This window comes from Streptomyces sp. NPDC044984 (assembly GCF_040646935.1).
Taxonomy (GTDB): Bacteria; Actinomycetota; Actinomycetes; order Streptomycetales; family Streptomycetaceae; genus Streptomyces.
Genome location: NZ_JBEZBE010000008.1, coordinates 128,968 through 146,456 on the forward strand (window position 1 = coordinate 128,968; position 17,489 = coordinate 146,456).

General features: G+C 71.9%; 16 protein-coding genes and 2 pseudogenes. 7 read left to right on the top strand and 11 right to left on the bottom strand.

From position 1 onward, the window contains the following. Positions 1 to 266: 266 nt before the first annotated feature. Genes AB0A94_RS11435 through AB0A94_RS11445 form a run of 3 tightly spaced genes read right to left on the bottom strand, consistent with a single transcriptional unit; the run spans position 267 to position 3,636 of the window. Positions 267 to 1,016, bottom strand: a complete 750-nt coding sequence (locus AB0A94_RS11435) for a succinate dehydrogenase/fumarate reductase iron-sulfur subunit (RefSeq protein ID WP_361742346.1) — start codon at positions 1,014 to 1,016, stop codon at positions 267 to 269. Next, on the bottom strand, positions 1,013 to 2,962 hold the full coding sequence (locus AB0A94_RS11440) for a fumarate reductase/succinate dehydrogenase flavoprotein subunit (RefSeq protein WP_361742349.1): 1,950 nt from the start codon (positions 2,960 to 2,962) through the stop codon (positions 1,013 to 1,015). The genes AB0A94_RS11435 and AB0A94_RS11440 overlap by 4 nt, the downstream gene beginning before the upstream one ends. A gap of 2 nt (positions 2,963 to 2,964) precedes the next feature. Further along, positions 2,965 to 3,636, bottom strand: coding sequence for a succinate dehydrogenase (locus AB0A94_RS11445; RefSeq protein WP_361742352.1), 672 nt, complete (start codon positions 3,634 to 3,636; stop codon positions 2,965 to 2,967). A 120-nt stretch (positions 3,637 to 3,756) separates the two neighbouring features. Here AB0A94_RS11445 and AB0A94_RS11450 point away from each other — a divergent pair, with 120 nt between their 5' ends. Beyond that, positions 3,757 to 4,641, top strand: coding sequence for a LysR substrate-binding domain-containing protein (locus AB0A94_RS11450; protein ID WP_361742355.1), 885 nt, complete (start codon positions 3,757 to 3,759; stop codon positions 4,639 to 4,641). A gap of 150 nt (positions 4,642 to 4,791) precedes the next feature. Here AB0A94_RS11450 and AB0A94_RS11455 read toward each other — a convergent pair. The 5 genes and pseudogenes from AB0A94_RS11455 to AB0A94_RS11475 all read right to left on the bottom strand — a co-directional run. Next, positions 4,792 to 5,127 (bottom strand): annotated as a pseudogene (locus AB0A94_RS11455) (NmrA family transcriptional regulator); the annotation flags it as partial. A 99-nt stretch (positions 5,128 to 5,226) separates the two neighbouring features. Continuing rightward, the gene (locus tag AB0A94_RS11460) at positions 5,227 to 5,613 is read right to left on the bottom strand and encodes a DUF4440 domain-containing protein (RefSeq protein ID WP_361742358.1); all 387 of its coding nucleotides are present in this window, start codon (positions 5,611 to 5,613) and stop codon (positions 5,227 to 5,229) included. A gap of 146 nt (positions 5,614 to 5,759) precedes the next feature. Continuing rightward, a complete protein-coding gene (locus AB0A94_RS11465; protein ID WP_361742361.1) occupies positions 5,760 to 7,901 on the bottom strand; it encodes an EAL domain-containing protein in 2,142 nt (713 codons plus the stop codon). Then, complete coding sequence (locus AB0A94_RS11470) at positions 7,898 to 8,710, bottom strand: SAM-dependent methyltransferase (RefSeq protein WP_361742363.1); 813 nt, start codon at positions 8,708 to 8,710, stop codon at positions 7,898 to 7,900. The genes AB0A94_RS11465 and AB0A94_RS11470 overlap by 4 nt, the downstream gene beginning before the upstream one ends. 322 nt (positions 8,711 to 9,032) lie before the next feature. Continuing rightward, a complete protein-coding gene (locus AB0A94_RS11475; protein WP_361742654.1) occupies positions 9,033 to 9,971 on the bottom strand; it encodes an SCO0930 family lipoprotein in 939 nt (312 codons plus the stop codon). Between the two features lie 674 nt (positions 9,972 to 10,645). On the opposite strand from AB0A94_RS11475, the gene AB0A94_RS11480 reads away from it, so the two are divergent. Together AB0A94_RS11480 and AB0A94_RS11485 are read left to right on the top strand one after the other, a co-directional pair. Beyond that, positions 10,646 to 10,774 (top strand): hypothetical protein, encoded by a 129-nt coding sequence (locus tag AB0A94_RS11480; protein ID WP_361742366.1) that lies wholly within the window; start codon positions 10,646 to 10,648, stop codon positions 10,772 to 10,774. 36 nt (positions 10,775 to 10,810) lie between these two features. Beyond that, positions 10,811 to 11,575, top strand: coding sequence for a hypothetical protein (locus tag AB0A94_RS11485; protein WP_361742369.1), 765 nt, complete (start codon positions 10,811 to 10,813; stop codon positions 11,573 to 11,575). A 101-nt stretch (positions 11,576 to 11,676) separates the two neighbouring features. Here AB0A94_RS11485 and AB0A94_RS11490 read toward each other — a convergent pair whose 3' ends face one another. Continuing rightward, positions 11,677 to 12,174, bottom strand: a complete 498-nt coding sequence (locus AB0A94_RS11490) for a hypothetical protein (protein ID WP_361742372.1) — start codon at positions 12,172 to 12,174, stop codon at positions 11,677 to 11,679. Between the two features lie 334 nt (positions 12,175 to 12,508). Here AB0A94_RS11490 and AB0A94_RS11495 point away from each other — a divergent pair, with 334 nt between their 5' ends. Further along, a complete protein-coding gene (locus tag AB0A94_RS11495) occupies positions 12,509 to 13,177 on the top strand; it encodes a class F sortase (protein WP_361742375.1) in 669 nt (222 codons plus the stop codon). A 27-nt stretch (positions 13,178 to 13,204) separates the two neighbouring features. Here the strand turns inward: AB0A94_RS11495 and AB0A94_RS11500 are convergent, their stop codons facing one another. After that, positions 13,205 to 14,044 (bottom strand): polysaccharide deacetylase family protein, encoded by an 840-nt coding sequence (locus tag AB0A94_RS11500; protein ID WP_361742378.1) that lies wholly within the window; start codon positions 14,042 to 14,044, stop codon positions 13,205 to 13,207. A 135-nt stretch (positions 14,045 to 14,179) separates the two neighbouring features. On the opposite strand from AB0A94_RS11500, the pseudogene AB0A94_RS11505 reads away from it, so the two are divergent. After that, positions 14,180 to 14,615: pseudogene (locus AB0A94_RS11505) on the top strand (universal stress protein). Between the two features lie 107 nt (positions 14,616 to 14,722). Continuing rightward, positions 14,723 to 16,144: an amino acid permease gene (locus AB0A94_RS11510; RefSeq protein WP_361742381.1), complete on the top strand. Its 1,422-nt coding sequence runs from the start codon at positions 14,723 to 14,725 to the stop codon at positions 16,142 to 16,144. On the opposite strand, the gene AB0A94_RS11515 is transcribed toward AB0A94_RS11510, so the two are convergent. Then, complete coding sequence (locus tag AB0A94_RS11515; protein WP_361742384.1) at positions 16,141 to 16,956, bottom strand: alpha/beta hydrolase; 816 nt, start codon at positions 16,954 to 16,956, stop codon at positions 16,141 to 16,143. The genes AB0A94_RS11510 and AB0A94_RS11515 overlap by 4 nt on opposite strands. Positions 16,957 to 17,013: 57 nt before the next feature. On the opposite strand from AB0A94_RS11515, the gene AB0A94_RS11520 reads away from it, so the two are divergent. Continuing rightward, positions 17,014 to 17,487: a MarR family transcriptional regulator gene (locus tag AB0A94_RS11520; RefSeq protein WP_361742387.1), complete on the top strand. Its 474-nt coding sequence runs from the start codon at positions 17,014 to 17,016 to the stop codon at positions 17,485 to 17,487. Positions 17,488 to 17,489: the final 2 nt, after the last annotated feature.

Consider the following 17,489-nt stretch of genomic DNA (forward strand, 5'->3'; position numbering starts at 1 on the left):
GGGACACCCCTGTTCTTCCGACCGGGGTTGGCGTGTACGTGACCGGAGCCGGGAGTGCGGATGTGGAGATGCTGAATGACCGGAGCGGAAAGCGAGACGGGGCCGGGAGGAGCACCTCTCCCGGCCCCGTCCGTCCGCACGTCCGGCGAACGTTCGGTGAAGCGCCCCGAAAGGGGCGCGGGGCGTGACATGGTGCGGCTCCGCCGCGTGGGCGCGGGCGGCCGGCGGCCGCCCGCGGTCCGGCGACGACCGTCCGTGCGACGGCGCTACCGCTTGGATACCTTCCGCGCCGCCCGCAACCACTCCTTGTTCATGCCGGTGATGGAGGTGAGCGGAATGCCCTTCGGGCACGCGGTGGCGCACTCGCCGGCGAGGGTGCACCCCCCGAACCCTTCTTCGTCCATCTGCGCCACCATGTCCAGCACCCGCGTCTCCCGCTCGGGCGCCCCCTGCGGCAGCACGTTCAGGTGGTTGATCTTCGCGGAGGTGAAGAGCATCGCCGCGCCGTTGGGGCAGGCCGCGACGCACGCCCCGCAGCCGATGCACTCCGCGTGCTCGAAGGCGAGGTCCGCGTCCGGCTTCGGCACGGGCGTCGCATGGGCCTCGGGCGCGGAGCCGGTCGGCGCGGTGATGTAGCCGCCGGCCTGGATGATCCGGTCGAAGGCGGACCGGTCGACCACCAGGTCCTTCACGACCGGGAAGGCAGACGCCCGCCACGGCTCGACGTCGATGGTGTCGCCGTCCTTGAAGGACCGCATGTGCAGCTGGCAGGTGGTGGTGCGCTCGGGCCCGTGGGCGTCGCCGTTGATGACGAGCGAGCAGGCGCCGCAGATGCCCTCGCGGCAGTCGTGGTCGAAGGCGACCGGGTCCTCGCCCTTGAGGATGAGCTCCTCGTTGAGGGTGTCGAGCATCTCCAGGAAGGACATGTCGGGTGAGATGCCGTCCACCTCGTACGTGGACATGGCGCCGTCGGCGCCGGCGTTCTTCTGCCGCCAGACGCGCAGGTTGAGCTTCATGCGTAGCTCCGCTGGGTGGGGTGGACGTACTCGAAGACCAGGTCTTCCCTGTGCAGGACGGGAGCCTCGCCGGTGCCGGTGAACTCCCAGGCGGCGGCGTAGGAGAACTCGTCGTCCCGGCGCGCGGCCTCGCCGTCGGGGGTCTGGGACTCCTCGCGGAAGTGGCCGCCGCAGGACTCGGAGCGGTGCAGCGCGTCGAGGCACATCAGCTCGGCGAGCTCCAGGTAGTCGACGATGCGGTTGGCCTTCTCGAGGGACTGGTTGAACTCCTCGCCGGTACCGGGGACCTTGATGCGCCGCCAGAACTCCTCGCGGATCTGCGGGATGCGCTCGAGGGCCTTGCGCAGTCCGGAGTCGGTGCGGGCCATGCCGCAGAACTCCCACATGAGTTCGCCGAGTTCCCGGTGGAAGGAGTCGGGGGTGCGGTCGCCGTCGACGGACAGCAGCAGGCTGAGCCGGTCCTCGGTCTCGGCCAGCACCTCCTGCACCACCGGGTGTTCGTCGGTCACCTCCTCCCGCTGCGGGTTGCGGGCCAGGTAGTCGTTGACGGTGGCCGGGAGGACGAAGTAGCCGTCGGCCAGGCCCTGCATCAGCGCGGAGGCGCCGAGCCGGTTGGCGCCGTGGTCGGAGAAGTTGGCCTCGCCGATCGCGAACAGGCCCGGGACGGTGGTCTGGAGGTCGTAGTCGACCCACAGTCCGCCCATCGTGTAGTGCACGGCGGGGTAGATCCGCATCGGCACCTCGTACGGATCCTCGTCGGTGATCCGCTGGTACATGTCGAAGAGGTTGCCGTACTTCGCCTCGACGGCCTCCCGGCCCATCCGCTCGATGGCGTCGGCGAAGTCCAGGTAGACGCCCTGGCCGCCGGGGCCGACGCCCCTGCCCTCGTCGCAGACGTTCTTCGCGGCGCGGGAGGCGATGTCACGGGGGACGAGGTTGCCGAAGGAGGGGTAGATGCGCTCCAGGTAGTAGTCGCGCTCGTCCTCGGGGATCTGGTGGGCCGGGCGGGTGTCGCCCTTGGCCTTCGGCACCCAGATCCGGCCGTCGTTGCGCAGCGACTCGCTCATCAGCGTCAGCTTGGACTGGTGGTCGCCGGTGCGCGGGATGCAGGTGGGGTGGATCTGGGTGAAGCAGGGGTTGGCGAAGTACGCGCCGCGCCGGTGCGCCCGCCAGATCGCGGTGGCGTTGGAGTTCATGGCGTTCGTCGACAGGTAGAAGACGTTGCCGTAGCCGCCGCTGGCGAGGACGACGGCGTCCGCGAAGTACGTGTCGATCTTCCCGGTGATCAGGTCCCGGGCGACGATGCCGCGGGCCCGTCCGCCGACGACGATCAGGTCGAGCATCTCGGTGCGCGGGTGCATCTCGACGTTCCCGGCCGCGATCTGCCGGCTGAGCGCCTGGTAGGCGCCGAGGAGCAGCTGCTGGCCCGTCTGGCCGCGGGCGTAGAAGGTGCGGGAGACCTGGACGCCGCCGAAGGAGCGGGTGTCGAGCAGTCCGCCGTACTCGCGGGCGAAGGGCACGCCCTGGGCCACGCACTGGTCGATGATCTCGACGGAGATCTGCGCGAGGCGGTGGACGTTGGACTCGCGGGAGCGGAAGTCGCCGCCCTTGACGGTGTCGTAGAACAGGCGGTGGACCGAGTCGCCGTCGTTGCGGTAGTTCTTCGCCGCGTTGATGCCTCCCTGCGCGGCGATGGAGTGGGCGCGGCGCGGGGAGTCCTGGTAGCAGAACTGGACGACGCGGTAGCCCTGTTCGGCGAGCGTGGCACCGGCCGAGCCGCCCGCGAGACCGGTGCCGACGACGATGACGGTCTTCCCCCGCCGGTTGGCGGGGTTGACCAGCTTGGCCTCGAAGCGGCGCTTGTCCCAGCGCTCGTGGACCGGTCCCGCGGGGGCCTTGGTGTCGGCGACCGGCTCGCCGGTCGCGTACTCGGTGTAGGAGGTCATGGTCAGCTCACCACTCCGGTCATGACGCCCACGGGGACGGCGAGGAAGCCGGCCGTGAGCAGCAGTGCGAGGGCATTGGCGATGGTCTTGAGGGCGCGGTCGCGGGTGCGGCTGCCGACGCCGAGGGTCTGGGCGGCGCTCCAGAAGCCGTGCCGGACGTGCAGGCCGACGGCGAGCATCGCGACGATGTAGACGACGTTGCCGTACCAGGTGGAGAAGGTGTCCACGACGTTCTGGTAGGGCTTGCCGGTCTCGAAGCCGCCGGAGTGCACGGTGCCGGTGGTCAGGTCGAGGAGGTGCCAGACGATGAACAGGGCGAGGATGACGCCGCCCCAGCGCATGGTGCGCGTGGCGTAGCTCGCCCGTGCCTTCTTGTGCACGTACTTGCTGGGGCGCGCCTTGATGTCGCGGCGGCTGAGCTGGTAGGCGGAGACGGCGTGGGCGACCACGGCGACGACGAGGACGACGCGGACGAGCCACAGCGTCCACTCGTAGTGCATGAACGGTTCGCCGACCGTGCGCAGCCAGTGGGCGTAGTGGTTGAACTCGCCGGCCCCGAAGAAGATCTTCAGGTTCCCGATCATGTGGGCGACCAGGTACAGCAGCATGATCAGGCCGCTGACCGCCATCACTGTCTTCTTGCCGACGGTCGAGTCCCACACGGTGCGTGCCATGGACGGCCGTCGGTCCGTCCGCGTTGCCAGAGCCATGGCACCAGACGCTAGGGCCGGAAGGCCCCATCGGTCCAAGACATGGTCCGGCTCGTTCCGATAGGGAAAGCCTATGCTGAGTGCATGCAGTTCCAGCAGCTCCAGTACTTCGTGGCCGTCGCCGAGACCCGGCACTTCACCCGGGCCGCGGAGCTGGTCCACGTCGCGCAGCCGTCGCTGTCGCAGCAGATCAAGGCGCTGGAGCGGGAGCTGGGGGCGGACCTGTTCCGGCGGGCGCGCGGGAACATCACGCTGACCGACGCGGGTGAGGCGCTGCTGCCGCTGGCCCGGCGGATCCTCGCCGACGCGGACACCGCCCGGCACGAGGTGCAGGAGGTGGCGCAGCTGCGCAGCGGGCGGGTGCGGCTGGGCGCGACGCCGAGCCTGTGCACCGGACTGCTGCCGGACGTGCTGCGCGCCTTCCACGACCGCTATCCCGGCGTCCGGCTGCTGGTCGAGGAGGGCGGCTCCCACGACCTGGTGCGGGAGCTGGCCCGCGGCGCCCTCGACCTGGCCCTGGTGGTCCTGCCGCTGCCGACCCCCTCCCCCGCGCTCACCACGGTGGAGCTGCTGCGCGAGGACCTGGTGGTCGTCTCCTCCCCGGACGCCCCGCGGCCGGGACGGGGCCGGCGCGCCGTGCGCGTCGCCGACCTGGAGGGCGAACGCCTGGTGATGTTCCGGCACGGCTACGACCTGCGCGAGCTGACCGTGGCGGCGTGCCGGGCGGAGGGCTTCGAGCCCGGATTCGCGGTGGAGGGCGGCGAGATGGACGCGGTACTGGGCTTCGTACGGGCGGGGCTGGGAGTGGCGGTGGTGCCGCGGATGGTGGCCGCCCGCTCCGGCCACGGACTGCGCGTCACCCCGCTGGCCCGTCCGGGCCTGCACCGCGCCATCGCCCTGGCCCACCGCAGCGACGTGGCCCCGCCCCGCGCGGCCCGCGAGCTGCAGCGGATGCTGCTGGAGCGCTGAGCGAGCCGCATGCGGGCGCCGCGACGGGGCTCGGGCACGGCACGGGCCCGGACGACGGCACCGGGCTCGGGCGCGCGGGCTCGGGCTCGGGCGCTCGGGCTCGGGCTCGGGCGCCCGGGTGCGGACACGGGCCCGGGCTCAGGCCCGGGCTCAGGAGAGCACGGCCGGCCTGAGCACCGTCTCGCACCACTGCCGGAAGCCCGTGGGCGCGGTCCCGGGCGTGCTGGGTTCGGTGATCCCGTAATAGCCCTGTTCGTCCATCGCCGATGCCATGTCGGCCAGTCCCCGGGCCATGTCCTCGCTCGCCCCGAAGCGCAGGGCCCCGGCCCGGTAGTCCTCCGGGGTGATCTGCCGCACCCGCACCGGGCGGCCCAGCACATCGGAGACGACCCGTGCCATGCCCTCGGGGGTGAGGTCGTCGGGCCCGACCACCGGGACGTCCGCCCGGCCGGTCCAGGAGCCGTCGAGCAGCAGCCGGGCGGCCGTCGTCCTCGACCTCGCCTGGCCGCAGCAGTCCCGTTCGACGGCAACCGCGGCACTGGTGCGCGCGGCGACGGCGGCGGCCGAGGCCGCCCGCACCGGAGCCTAGGGGGTGTCCGGCGGCACCGGAGTGCCCTGGTGGTGGTACAGGCGCCAGCCGGACTCCCCGTCACGCCTGCGCCACAGGGAGCTGCGGCGGGCCCGCCGACCGTCGAAGCGGGTCTCGTACGTGAGGTGGACCACGCCGGGTGCGAGGAGGACGCCGGTGATCTCCGACGGTTCGTACACCGGGCCGCCCGCCGAGCCACCCGGGTGCTCGTGCAGTTCGGTGAGCATCTCCTCGTACGTGTAGCGCCGGCCCGAGGCGCCGACCTCGGTGAACTCCGGGTCCAGCAGACGCGCGACCTCGGCGCGCGAAGAGCGTACGGCCGGGTCCAGGAGCCGCAGCTCACCCTCGATCGCAGCGCTCACCGAGTCTGCTCCCTGGACCATTTCCACCTGCTCCTCGTCCGTGCGTGAGCGATATGCCCTCAGGGGCGCGGGGCCGGCACCTGTGCGGCTCCGCCGCTCGGGCGCTGCGGGCCGCAGTCGGCCCGCAGCCGCCGTGCGACCCGCACCCCCGGGCTGCCGGGCGCGGCTCAGCCCGTCGCGTCCACCAGCGCCAGCTCGTGCAGCCGTTCCGGCGGGCCCGGGCGGGCGTAGTACCAGCCCTGGGCCGTGTCGCAGCCGAGGACGCGGAGCTGTTCGGCCTGGGCCCCCGTCTCCACGCCCTCCACCGTGACGGCCAGGTCGAGGCTGTGCGCCAGGGAGACGATCCCCTCGACGATCTTCAGGTCGACGGGGTCGGCCGGGAACTGCTGCATGCTCTGGGTGAAGGAGCGGTCCAGCTTCAGGATGCTCACCGGGAGCCGGCGCAGGTTGGCCAGGTTGGAGTAGCCGGTGCCGAAGTCGTCCAGGGCGATGTCGACGCCCATCTCCGCCAGCCGCCGCAGCGGCTTCAGCAGGTCGTCGTCCGCGCCGATCAGCGCCGACTCGGTCACCTCCAGACACAGGGCGTCGGGGGCCACGCCGGTGCGCTCCAGGATGTCCACCGTGTCCTGGACCAGCCCGGGATGCGTGAGCTGGCAGGGCGACAGGTTCACGTTGATGCGCAGCGGGCCGAGCGCCTCACCCCCGTGCCGGTCCCGCCACTCACGGGCCTGGCGCACCGACTGCTCCAGCACCCAGCGGCCCAGCGGAACGATCAGCCCGGTGTGCTCGGCGAGCGGGATGAACCGGTCCGGGGACAGCACCCCGTGCTGCGGGTGCAGCCAGCGCACCAGCGCCTCCGCGCCCCGCACGCTGCCGTCGCCGAGGTGCACCAGTGGCTGGTACTCGATGAAGAACTCACCCCGGTCCAGGGCCGTCGGCAGCGCCGTGGTGAGCCCGTGCCGGGTGATGGCGCGGGCGTCGGCCTCCGGATCGGCGAGCTCGAACCGGTTGCCGCCCGCCGACTTGGCCCGGTACATGGTGATGTCGGCGCTGCGCAGCACCTCCGCCGCGCTGCGCTCCCCGGCCGGTCCCTCGACGATGCCGATGCTGCCGCGCACGGTCAGCTCCCGGCCGTCCACGCTGATCGGGGCGAGCAGCGCGTTCATGATGCGGGCGGCGAGCTCGTCGACGGTCCGCTCGGTGTCGGGGCCGGTGGTCAGGGCCACGAACTCGTCGCCGCCGAGCCGGGCCACCATCTCGCCGGACGCGGTGGCGCAGGCCTGCAGCCGGTCGGCGACCTCGACGAGCATCCGGTCGCCGGCCGCGTGCCCGAGGCTGTCGTTGACGGTCTTGAAGCCGTCCAGGTCGAGGTAGCACAGCCCGAACCGCTGGCCCTCGCCGGCGCCGAGCGCCTTCTCCAGCCGCTCGAAGAAGAACGCCCGGTTGGGCAGCCCGGTCAGCGCGTCGTGGGTGGCCTCGTACCGCAGCCGGAGGTTGAGCAGCCGCCGCTCGGTGGTGTCCTCCATGAGGGCGAGCTGGTACTGCGGGTCGCCGTCGGCGTCGCGCAGCAGGGACACCGTCAGATTGGTCCACAGGACCGTTCCGTCCGGGCGGTAGAACGCCTTTTCGAGGTGGTAGTGCTCGCGCTCGCCGCGCACCAGCTCGTCGTAGAGCCGCCACGTCTGCGGAGCGTCGTCGGGGTGGACCCACTCCTTGACCTTGCGGCCGCGCAAGGCATGCTCGGACAGGCCGAACATGCGCCGCAGCGCGCCGTTGACCTGAAGGATGTTGCCCTCCAGGTCGGCGATGCCGATCCCTATGGCCGCGCCCTCGAACACCGCGCGGAACCGGGCCTCGGTGGCGTGCAGCGCCTGCGCCACCACGCCCTGGGCCTCCAGCGCGGCCCGCGCGACGGCCTCCTGCTCGGCCAGCGTCCGCTCGCGCAGCGCCTGCGCGAACCCGGCGGCCATGGCGTGCTGGAGCCTCGCGGAGCGCGCCCGCAGATCCTCCCGGTCGCCGTCCTCGCCGCAGTACAGGACGAGATAGGCGTCCACGCAGTCCAGGGTCCGGCTGAGCGCCTCCGGGTCGGTGCAGTGCGCCTCCACCAGCGCGGCCCCGGCCGTCCGGCCCGCGTCCGCGTCGAACGACCGGGCCCGCAGCGCCTCGCTCAGCAGCCGGGCCACCGGCAGCAGCCGCTCCTCGAACTCCGGGCGGGTCGCCGACGTCGAGGTCACCGGGAAGACCGCCCGGCTCCAGATCGTCGCGAACCGGCGCAGTCTGTCCTCCGGCCCGTCCGGCTCCGCGCTCACGCCGTACGCCCCACGCCCGCGAAACCGGAGAACGCGTAGGGATCCTCGTCCTCCGGTGCGGTGTCCGGCCGCCACTGCGGCATCGGCACCAGTCCGGGTTCCACCATGTCGTACCCCTCGAAGAACCGCGCGATCTCCTCGCGCGTGCGCATGATCAGCGGGTTGCGAATGTCCTGGTACACGTCCACCGCCCCCTCGGCCCGCTCCGCCGGCAGCGGGATTCCCTCGTACGAGGCATGGGTGAGCACCAGCATGCTGCCGGGCGCGAGGGCCTGGCGCAGTTCGGCCACCGCCGCGTACGGGTCGTCCGCGTCTTCCACGAAGTGCAGTATGGCAACGAGAAGGAGCGCCACTGGCCGATTCAGGTCGATCAACCGCAGCACTTCGGGACTGTCGATGATCTCCCTCGGCTTGCGGAGGTCCGCGGCGACGACGTCCGCGCCCTCGTTGCCCTCCAGAACGGCCTGGCTGTGCGCCACGGTCACCGGGTCGTGGTCGACGTACACCACCCGCGCGTCCGGTACGGCCGCCTGCGCCACCTCGTGGACGTTGCCGAACGTCGGGATGCCGGAACCGATGTCCAGGAACTGGGTGATGCCCTCACCGGCCGCGAAGCGCACCGCCCGCCGCATGAAGGCACGGTTCGCCTGCATGATCTTGGGCAGGCCCGGCATGAACTCCATGGCCCTGCGGGCCGCTTCCCGGTCGACCTCGAAGTTGTGCGAACCGCCCAGGTAGTAGTCGTACATCCGGGAGACGCTGGGCACCGAGATGTCGATGCTCCGAGGGGCCCAGGCGGGACGCTCCATGTAGCTCTCCAAGACGTAGGCGATCCGGTGTTCGAGCAGAGGCTACTGATCGTCCGCCAAAGGAGCGACCCCAAACGGAAATTGACCATCCGTTCCCGGTCACTGCCAGTGGCACGTGCCTATTCGGCCACCGCGAAAGCGTGACGACATGCGGCCGTGACATTCCGGAGAGTTCCGGCACGCCGAGAGGTACGCGGAGAAGAGCTCCGATAATTCCATGGGTGCCGGTGAATCACGGCAAAACGGTCCGCCCCTCCGCAAGCTGCGGAGGGGCGGACACGCGGTCGGCGGCGTCCGGAGCGGACGACACCCCGGGAGGTTGTTATTTCTCCGGCGCGCCGACCGGCTTTCCGTCGGGCCGTACGGCGTACCAGGTGCCGCCGACGCCCTGACCGTTGGTGTCGCCGGGAGCCTTGTCACCGGCGAAGGTGTAGATGGGCCAGCAGTCGATCGTCTGCTGGTCGGCGCCGTCCGGGCGGGTGAAGGTCATGTAGCCCTTCTTCCGGATGCCCTCGGTGTCCGCGAAGTCGACCGGCGAGACCACCGGCCACTTCTCCAGGCAGGCGCCGGTGCAGGCCGACACGGGCTTCGGCCACGCCTCGTCCTTCATGAAGCGGTAGACGGTCATGCCGTTCCCGTCGACGACGATCTCGCCCAGCTCCGGGTCCTCGCGGATGGACAGGCCGGGCCGGTCGGCGGCCTGCGCCTTCTTGCCCTCGGGGTTCAGCGCGTACCACTTGCCGCCCACGCCCTGGCCCTTGACGTCACCGGCGTTGACGTCCTTGACGTAGCGGTAGGCCGGCCAGCCGGCGACGGTGAGCTGCTCGGTGCCGTCGGCCCGGACGACCGACCCGAGCAGCGACTTGTCGATGCCCTCGCCGGCCGTGGCGTCGTCGGCGGGCACCGGCGGCCAGGTCTTGGCGCAGTCGTCCTCGCAGTTGGAGGCGGGCGGCTCGGCGGTGTCCTGGTCGAAGCGGTACAGGGTCAGACCGAGGTTGTCGGTCACCACCTTGCCCAGTTCGGCGTTGGTGGAGACGTTCAGCTCACCCGCCGTGTCGGAAGGGCCCGCCGGTGCCTGTGCGCCACCGCCTCCCGCCTGGCCCGCGCCGGTGCCGATGCTGCCGAGGTCCCCGGCCCCGGCCGTGGCACCGACGTTCTGGCTGGAGGCGGGCGGCGGGCTCTCCTGTCCGCACGCCGTGGTCAGGGCCAGCACCGCCGCGGCGCTCGCCACCAGCGAGGCGGTCCGCCAGGAGGTCTTCATCGTCAACTCCAGATCATCGCAAGGGTGTTGCAGCGCCCTGCTGTGCCGCCGCTCGACGATGGGTACGCACGGGGACACGGGTCGTGTTCAACGGCGGCCCGGATTTCTTTTGTTAACTCCTTCGGGGCAATCACCCCGGATCCCGGGCGCGTCCCGGCGACGCACGACTCATGATCCTCAACGTGCAAGCACTCGTACCGACCCAATCCCGCACCACCGCACGCGCGTTGGCCGTGACGACGCTGATCTGGACGCTCGTCGGCTCACCCGGCACGGCCGTGGCCGACTCCTGCGCGTACGCCTCGACGGGGCCGGGCGGCACGCAGGCGGTGGCGGTCGCGGGGCACGTCACCTGGACCGACCCCCCGGTCTGCTCACCGCCGCCACCGTCCCCCACACCCACACCCACACCCACCCCCACACCCACGCCTCCTCCGAAGCCGCCGCCCCCGCCCGAACCCGCACCGGTCACACCGCTCCCGCCGCCGAAGCCACGCCCGGTCCCGCCCCCCGAGCCGCCGCCCCCGCCGCCCCCGCCAGCCGCCCGTCCGGCCCCGCCGGCCGTCCGTCCGACGCCGACTCCCACCCCCCCGCCGCGCCCGCGCCCCTCGCCGCCGCCGTCACCGGCTCCGGAACCGTCGGCCACACCGGAGCCGCGTCCGTCCGTGACACCCGTGCACTACCCGCGGTACCGAGCGGCCCCGGTCCGGCGGCCCTCCGGCGGCGCCACGTCGCCGCTCACCTTCGTCCTGCTCATCACGACACCCGCCGTGGTCGCCGTCGCCGCGCTGCGTCCGCGCTGAGGCCCGGACCGATCCGACCCCTTCTGGAGGCACCTCTTGCCGGAATGGCTTGTTCTCACCCTCGCGATGCTCGCCGCCTGTGTCGTCGTGGTGGTCATCACCCTCGTACGGCACCGCAGGGCGGCCGACGACGAGGATCCCAGCGAGACCCCGGACGTCATCGAGTACATGACGATGTGGATCGGCGTGGTGTACGCCATCGTCCTGGGTCTCGCCATCGCCGGTGTCTGGGAGGGACGCAGCGCCGCCCAGGAGCACGTACGGGCGGAGGCGGTGGCACTGCACGAGATCTCGGAGCGGGTACGGGTCTACCCCGTGGAGGTGCGCGACCGCATTCGGGACGATGTCAACGCCTATGTCGGACACGTCGTCACCACCGAGTGGCGGGCCATGGCCGACGAGGGCCGGGTCACCGAGCGCGGCACCGAACTGCTCGACCGGGTCCGCCGGGACGTCACCGACTACGAGCCGCGGACGGACTTCGAGGCGCAGGCCTACCAGCCGCTCGTGGACCAGGTGGCCGCCGCCGACGAGGCGCGCAGCGCGCGGGCCGAGTCGACCGGGGAGATCATGCCGGGCGTGGTGTGGTTCGGGCTGATCTCCGGGGCCGCCATCACCATCGGGATGATCTTCGCGCTGCAGATCCGGCGCACCACCCGGGAGATGGTCCTCGCCGGGCTGTTCTCCGCGCTGATCGCCTTCCTGCTCTTCCTCATCTGGGACTTCGACGCCCCCTACGGCCGGGGCCTCGCCGCGTCGGCGGACCCGTTCCTGCGGCTCTTCCCGCACATCGAGGGCTGACACCGCCCGCGGGGAGCAGAGCGCCGGCCCCGGATCCCGCGGGATCCGGGGCCGGCGGCGTGCGCACTCGTGCGAAACGGCGGCCCGAAGGGGACAGCGGCTCAGATCCGCCTCTCGGCGCGGCGGCGCATCCAGAAGAGACCGCTGCCGACGACCGCGGCGGTCACCAGGGCCCCGCCGATGGCCATGTCGGTCGGGGTCGCCCCGATGGTGCTGCTGCCGCCGATACCGCCGCGGACCCCGCCGATGACGGTGAAGGCGGCCGGCCGGGTCAGGCTCCGGCCGGAGCAGTGGACCGTGATGTCGTAGGGGCCGGGACGGGCGTCGGCGTCGATGGTGGCGACGCCCTTCGAGGTGTCGTTGGCACCGCTGATGGGCGTCAGTTCCGTCCGGGGGAAGGCGTTGGAGGTCGCCGTGCCGCCGTTGGGGCAGCCGTCGACCGTGATGGTCAGCTGGCCGCCGCGGGCGATGACGCTGGGCAGGGCGACGATGTTGGACGGGCTGGGAACCCGGCCGGCGTCGGCGACCGCCACCGGGGCGGCGAGCCCGAGGACGGCGACCGCGGCGCCGGCGGCCGCCAGGGCACGTGGATTGCGCATGTGATCCTCCGCGGAAGACGCCCCGGGTCCCGTTCCCGGTCGATCGGCGAGAAAGCGTCTCCCGGAAAGACCCTCAGTTGCCCTGCGCACGCCCGCATTTCGGGAATGGTCCGTACCGGTGAGGCGAACCCCGCGCGGAAAACCGCGAGAGGGTATATCGCCGCAGGTCACGGACCGTCAGAAAATCTTCGTCCGGTACCTCCTCGAATGGCGCACCCGGCCGCCCCGGGGCCACCCGTTCGCCGCCGCCCCGTCGCCGGTTGCGCACGCGGCATTTAGCGTTTTCCTCATGCGCGAGTGGTACGGCGACGGCTGTGTCGAGAGGGGAAGGCGAATGTCTGCTTTCGAGCCGGACGAAGCCGAATGGGAGGCGCGGCGGAAAAAGCGCGCCCCCTGGGGCGTGATAGCGCTGGTTCTGCTCACCGGCCTCGCGCTCATCCGGAACGGTTCGGGGGAATTCGACGAGGGCCCGCCGCAGCCGGCCGCCGCGGCCGCCGCCGACAGCCGGATGCCCGCTCCCGCCACGGCCGCGGCGGTGCAACCGCTGCCGTACGCGATCCCGGACCGGGTCGTGATCCCGGGGATCCAGGTGGACGCGCCCGTCATTCCGGTGGGCCTGGACGCGGCGGGCTGGGTGGACGCGCCGCCGCCCCAGGACCCCAATCTGGCGGGCTGGTTCACCGGCGCCGTCTCACCGGGCGAGAAGGGCACGGCGGTCGTCGTCGGCCATGTCGACAACGCGCAGGGACCGGCCGTGTTCTACGGGCTCGGGGCGCTGAAGAAGGGAAACCGCGTCGAGATCACCCGCAAGGACGGGAAGACCGCCGTGTTCGAGATCTACGGCATCGAGGTCTTCGCGAAGAACAACTTCCCCGGCGACCGGGTCTACGCCTCCAAGGGGACCGCGGAGCTGCGGGTCATCACCTGCGGTGGCGGTTTCTCCCAGCAGAACGGCTACGACGGGAACGTGGTCGCCTTCGCCCGCCTGGCCGAGGTCCGCTGAGCGGCCCCGCGTCCGGACGGGACCCGCTCAGACGTACTGCCGACGGGGCACGGTGACGTGGTACCCGGCGTCCAGCAGTCCGGGCAGATAGGCGCGCAGGGCCCGCACGCTCTGCGAGCGGTCGCCCCCGGCGTCGTGCGAGAGCACCACGACGCCGGGGGCGGCGCCGTCCTCCACCCGCTCGACGATGGTGCGGGTACCGGGCTCGGTCCAGTCGAGGGTGTCCACCGTCCAGGCCAGCGATTCCATGCCCAGCTCGGCACCGAGCTGGAAGGCGGCGCGGTTCCAGGCGCCGTAGGGTGCGCGGAACCACTCGGGGCGCTCGCCGCAGGCCTTCTCGATGACGTCGCTGGTGCGTTCCATCTCGGAGCGGATCCGGGCGCGCCGCAGCCGGGTGAGCAGGGGGTGGGTCCAGGTGTGGTTGCCGACCACGTGCCCCTCGTCGGCCATCCGGGCCAGCAGGTCCTGGTTGCCGACCGCCATCTCCCCGCACACGAAGAACATCGCCCGCACCTCGTACCGGGCCAGGGTGTCGAGGATGTGCGGGGTGTAGCGGGGGTCGGGTCCGTCGTCGAAGCTCAGCACCATGGTGCGGCCGTGTCCGGGCACGCGCAGCAGCGGTTCGCGCCGTACCGGCGTCCTGCCGCGTGGGGTGCGCGGCGGGCCGTGGCCGACCAGGGGCCTCAGCCGGTACTCGGAGGGCCCGAGCGGGCGGCGGGCCGCCCGGGCGCCGGCGGCCGGCGGCGGCGTGGACGCGGCACGCTTCCCGGCGCCCGGCGCGAACACCGCGGCCGCACCGGCGGCGCCCAGGGAGACGGCACCGGCGAGCAGTGCCCGGCGCCGGGTCGGCGACTGATCATTCTGCATGACTCATCAGTCGCCCCGCCGAGGACCGACGCACCTCAGCGCCACCGGTGTGGCGGCACGACTTCACCCGGTCGGCGCAGGGTGGGGCGAGGGACGCGTGGGGGCCGGACGCCGGACTCCGTCGGCCTCGCCACCGTGACGGAACAGCGGTCCCCTCGGTTCGAGCGGGGCATGGACGGCCCGAAGGTGATCATGGCCGGTGTGGACGGCTCCGACTCCTCGCTGCGCGCGGCGGCGTACGCCTCCGGCCCGGCCCGGCGTCAGGGCGCGCCGCTCGCCCTCGTGTACGTGCAGCCGGCCGCGGGAGCGGCGCTCGGCGCGCCGGTGGCGGACACGGCCGAGGAGATCCGAGGACCTGGTGGCGCAGGTCAGGGACGCGATGGAGCGGCTCAAGGGCGTCTTCGACATCCGCTGGGAGTTCCACACCTTCCGCGGCGACCCCTGCAGCGGACCGGTGAAGGCGGACGCCGTGGTGGTGGGCGCCTCGGAGCAGGCGGGACACCGGATCATCGGCTCGGCCGCGGTGCGGCTGGTGAGGGCCGGGCGGTGGCCGGTGACGGTGGTGCCGTAGTCCCGTACGGGTGTGCCCGCGGTGTGCGTGGTGTCTTCTGCCGGAGGCGTGCCGGGGGCATCATGATTCGCCGTCAGCCGTTTGCAGAACGCGAAGAGGTGAGACGCATGGCCCGGCTCCGAATGGGTGAGGGGATTCTCCGCCGCAAACCCATCGAACACATCGAGGCGACGGAAGTCGGCGAGGGAACCCGCCTGGAGCGCACCCTCGGCCTGTGGCAGCTCACCGCGATCGGCGTGGGCGGCATCATCGGTGCCGGCATCTTCACCCTCGCGGGAACGGTCGCCAACGGCACGGCCGGCCCCGCGGTGCTGCTCTCGTTCCTCATCGCCGGTGTCGCCAGCGCCGCCGCCGCGCTGTCGTACGCGGAGTTCGCGGGCCTGATCCCGAAGGCCGGCTCGGCCTACACCTACGGGTACGCGGTGCTCGGCGAGCTGGCCGGCTGGTTCATCGGCTGGGACCTGCTGCTGGAGTACACCGCGATCGTGGCGGTGGTCGCGATCGGCATCTCCGGCTACTTCAGCTTCCTGGTGGACTCGATGGGCGCGGACCTGCCGAACTGGATGCTGGGCGCGCCCGGCACCGGCGACGGTCACCGCATCGACCTGTTCGCGGCGCTGCTGTGCCTGCTCATCGCCTTCCTGCTGAACCAGGGCATCAAGAACGCGGCCCGGTTCGAGACGGTGGTCGTGGTGCTGAAGGTGCTGGTCGTGCTGCTGGTGATCGCGGTCGGCGTCTTCCACATCGACACGGCGAACTACGACCCGTTCTTCCCGTACGGGGTGGGCGGCGCGTTCACCGGTGCGGCGACGGTGTTCTTCGCGGTGTTCGGCTACGACGCGATGTCGACGGCGGCCGAGGAGTCCAAGGACGCGCAGCGGCACATGCCGAAGGCGATCATCTACTCGCTGGTGATCTCGATGGTCCTGTACGTGGCGGCCTGCCTGGTGCTGACGGGCATGCAGGACCACAGGGACATCGACCCCGAGAGCGGCTTCTCCACGGCGTTCGAGTCGGTGGGGCTGAGCGGGCTCGCGGACGTGATCGCGGTGGGCGCCATCATCGGCATCCTCACGGTGATGTTCACGTTCATGCTGGGCGTGACGCGTGTCTGGTTCGCCATGTCGCGGGACGGGCTGCTGCCCCGCTGGTTCGCCAAGACCCACCCGACGCGGCACGTGCCCACGCGGGTCACCTGGATCGTCGGGGTGGGATCGGCCGCCATCGCCGGGTTCCTGCCGATCGGCGAGGCGGCCGAGCTGACCAACATCGGGATCCTGCTGGCGTTCGTGGTGGTGTGCACGGCGGTGATCGTGCTGCGCTACCGGCAGCCCGACCTGCCGCGCACCTTCCGCACGCCGTGGATGCCGGTGGTGCCGGCGGTGGGCGTGGTCTTCTCCGTCTGGCTGATCACGTTCCTGCAGTGGCAGACCTGGGCGCGGTTCGCCGTGTGGTTCGCGATCGGGCTGGTGGTCTACTTCGGCTACTCCTACCGGCGTTCGGAGCTGGCGCGCCGTCAGCGGGATTAGAGGGAGCGGAGGAAGTCCAGGAGGATCTTGTTCAGCTCCTCGGGCCGCTCCAGGTTGGGGTAGTGCGCGGTGCCGTCGATGAGCACGGAGCGGCCGTTGCGGACGGCACCGGCGAACCGTTCCGCCTCGGCGATCAGGTCGGGGGCGTCGAGGGCACCGTTGACGGTGAGGACCGGAACGTCGATCCCCGGAACGCGGGCCCAGGTGTCGGTCATGGGCACGTGGTGGTCCTCCTCGTCCGGGGTGTGCTTGGCGAGAGTGCCCAGGGCCATCTCGCGCAGCCGGCCCGGGATGTCCGGGTCGATGTCGGCGGCGGTGCGGTGCTCGCCGGGCACGTAGCGCAGGAACGCGGTGAGCCAGCCCTCCACGTCGCCCGCGCCCAGGGCCGCGGCCTGTTCGGCCTGCACCTGGCGGACCCAGGGGTCGGTGTACCGGAAGTCGCTGGTGGCGGCGCCACAGGCCACCACCGCGCGCACCAGCTCCGGGTACTCCAGCACCGTGTCGGTGGCGATGGCGCCGCCCATCGACACACCGACGAGCACGGCCGGACCGGCGTCCAGGTGGCGCAGCAGCCCGGCGAGGTCGTCGGCCCAGCGGAACGGCGCGGTGGCGTTGGCCGAGGCGCCGTGGCCGCGGACGTCCGGTGCGATCACCCGGTACTCGGCGGCCAGGGCCGGGATCTGGGCGTCGAAGACCCGGTGGTCGGTGAAGCCGGAGTGCAGCAGGACCACCGGGTCGCCCGCTCCGGTGTCGAGGTAGGCGAGATCGCCGTCAGAGGAGGGGAAGGAGCGCAGTTCCGAAGCACCATTCATGACAACCAAGGTGTCATCTTCACTCGAGTTTGGCAACCCAGGTGTCATGATGGTGAGGTGACAGACATCGACGCACCCCTCCCCCCGGACGAGCTCGGCCGTCGCCTCACCGAGGTGTACGACCTGGTCGGCCCCCTCTACCGGCGTGCCCAGCGCAGTGTGGAGCAGGGTCTGACCGCCGACGACCTGTCCGTGGGCGTACGTGCCGTGCTGACCCTGCTGCACCGCAACGGCCCGATGACCGTGCCCCAGATGGGCAGGGCCCAGGCGATCAGCCGCCAGTTCGTGCAGCGCATGGTGAACGACGCCGCGGCGCAGGACCTGGTGGAGGCCGTTCCGAACCCCGCCCACCGGCGGTCGTCGCTCATCCGCCCGACCGAGAAGGGCGCCGCGGCGATCTCCGCCGTCCTGGAGCGCGAACACCTGCTCCTGCGGGAGGTCGGCGGCGGCCTCACGGACGCCGACGTGACGGCCTGCCTGCGGGTGCTGGGCGAACTGCTGACGGCACTCGACCACGTCGACCTCGGCTGACG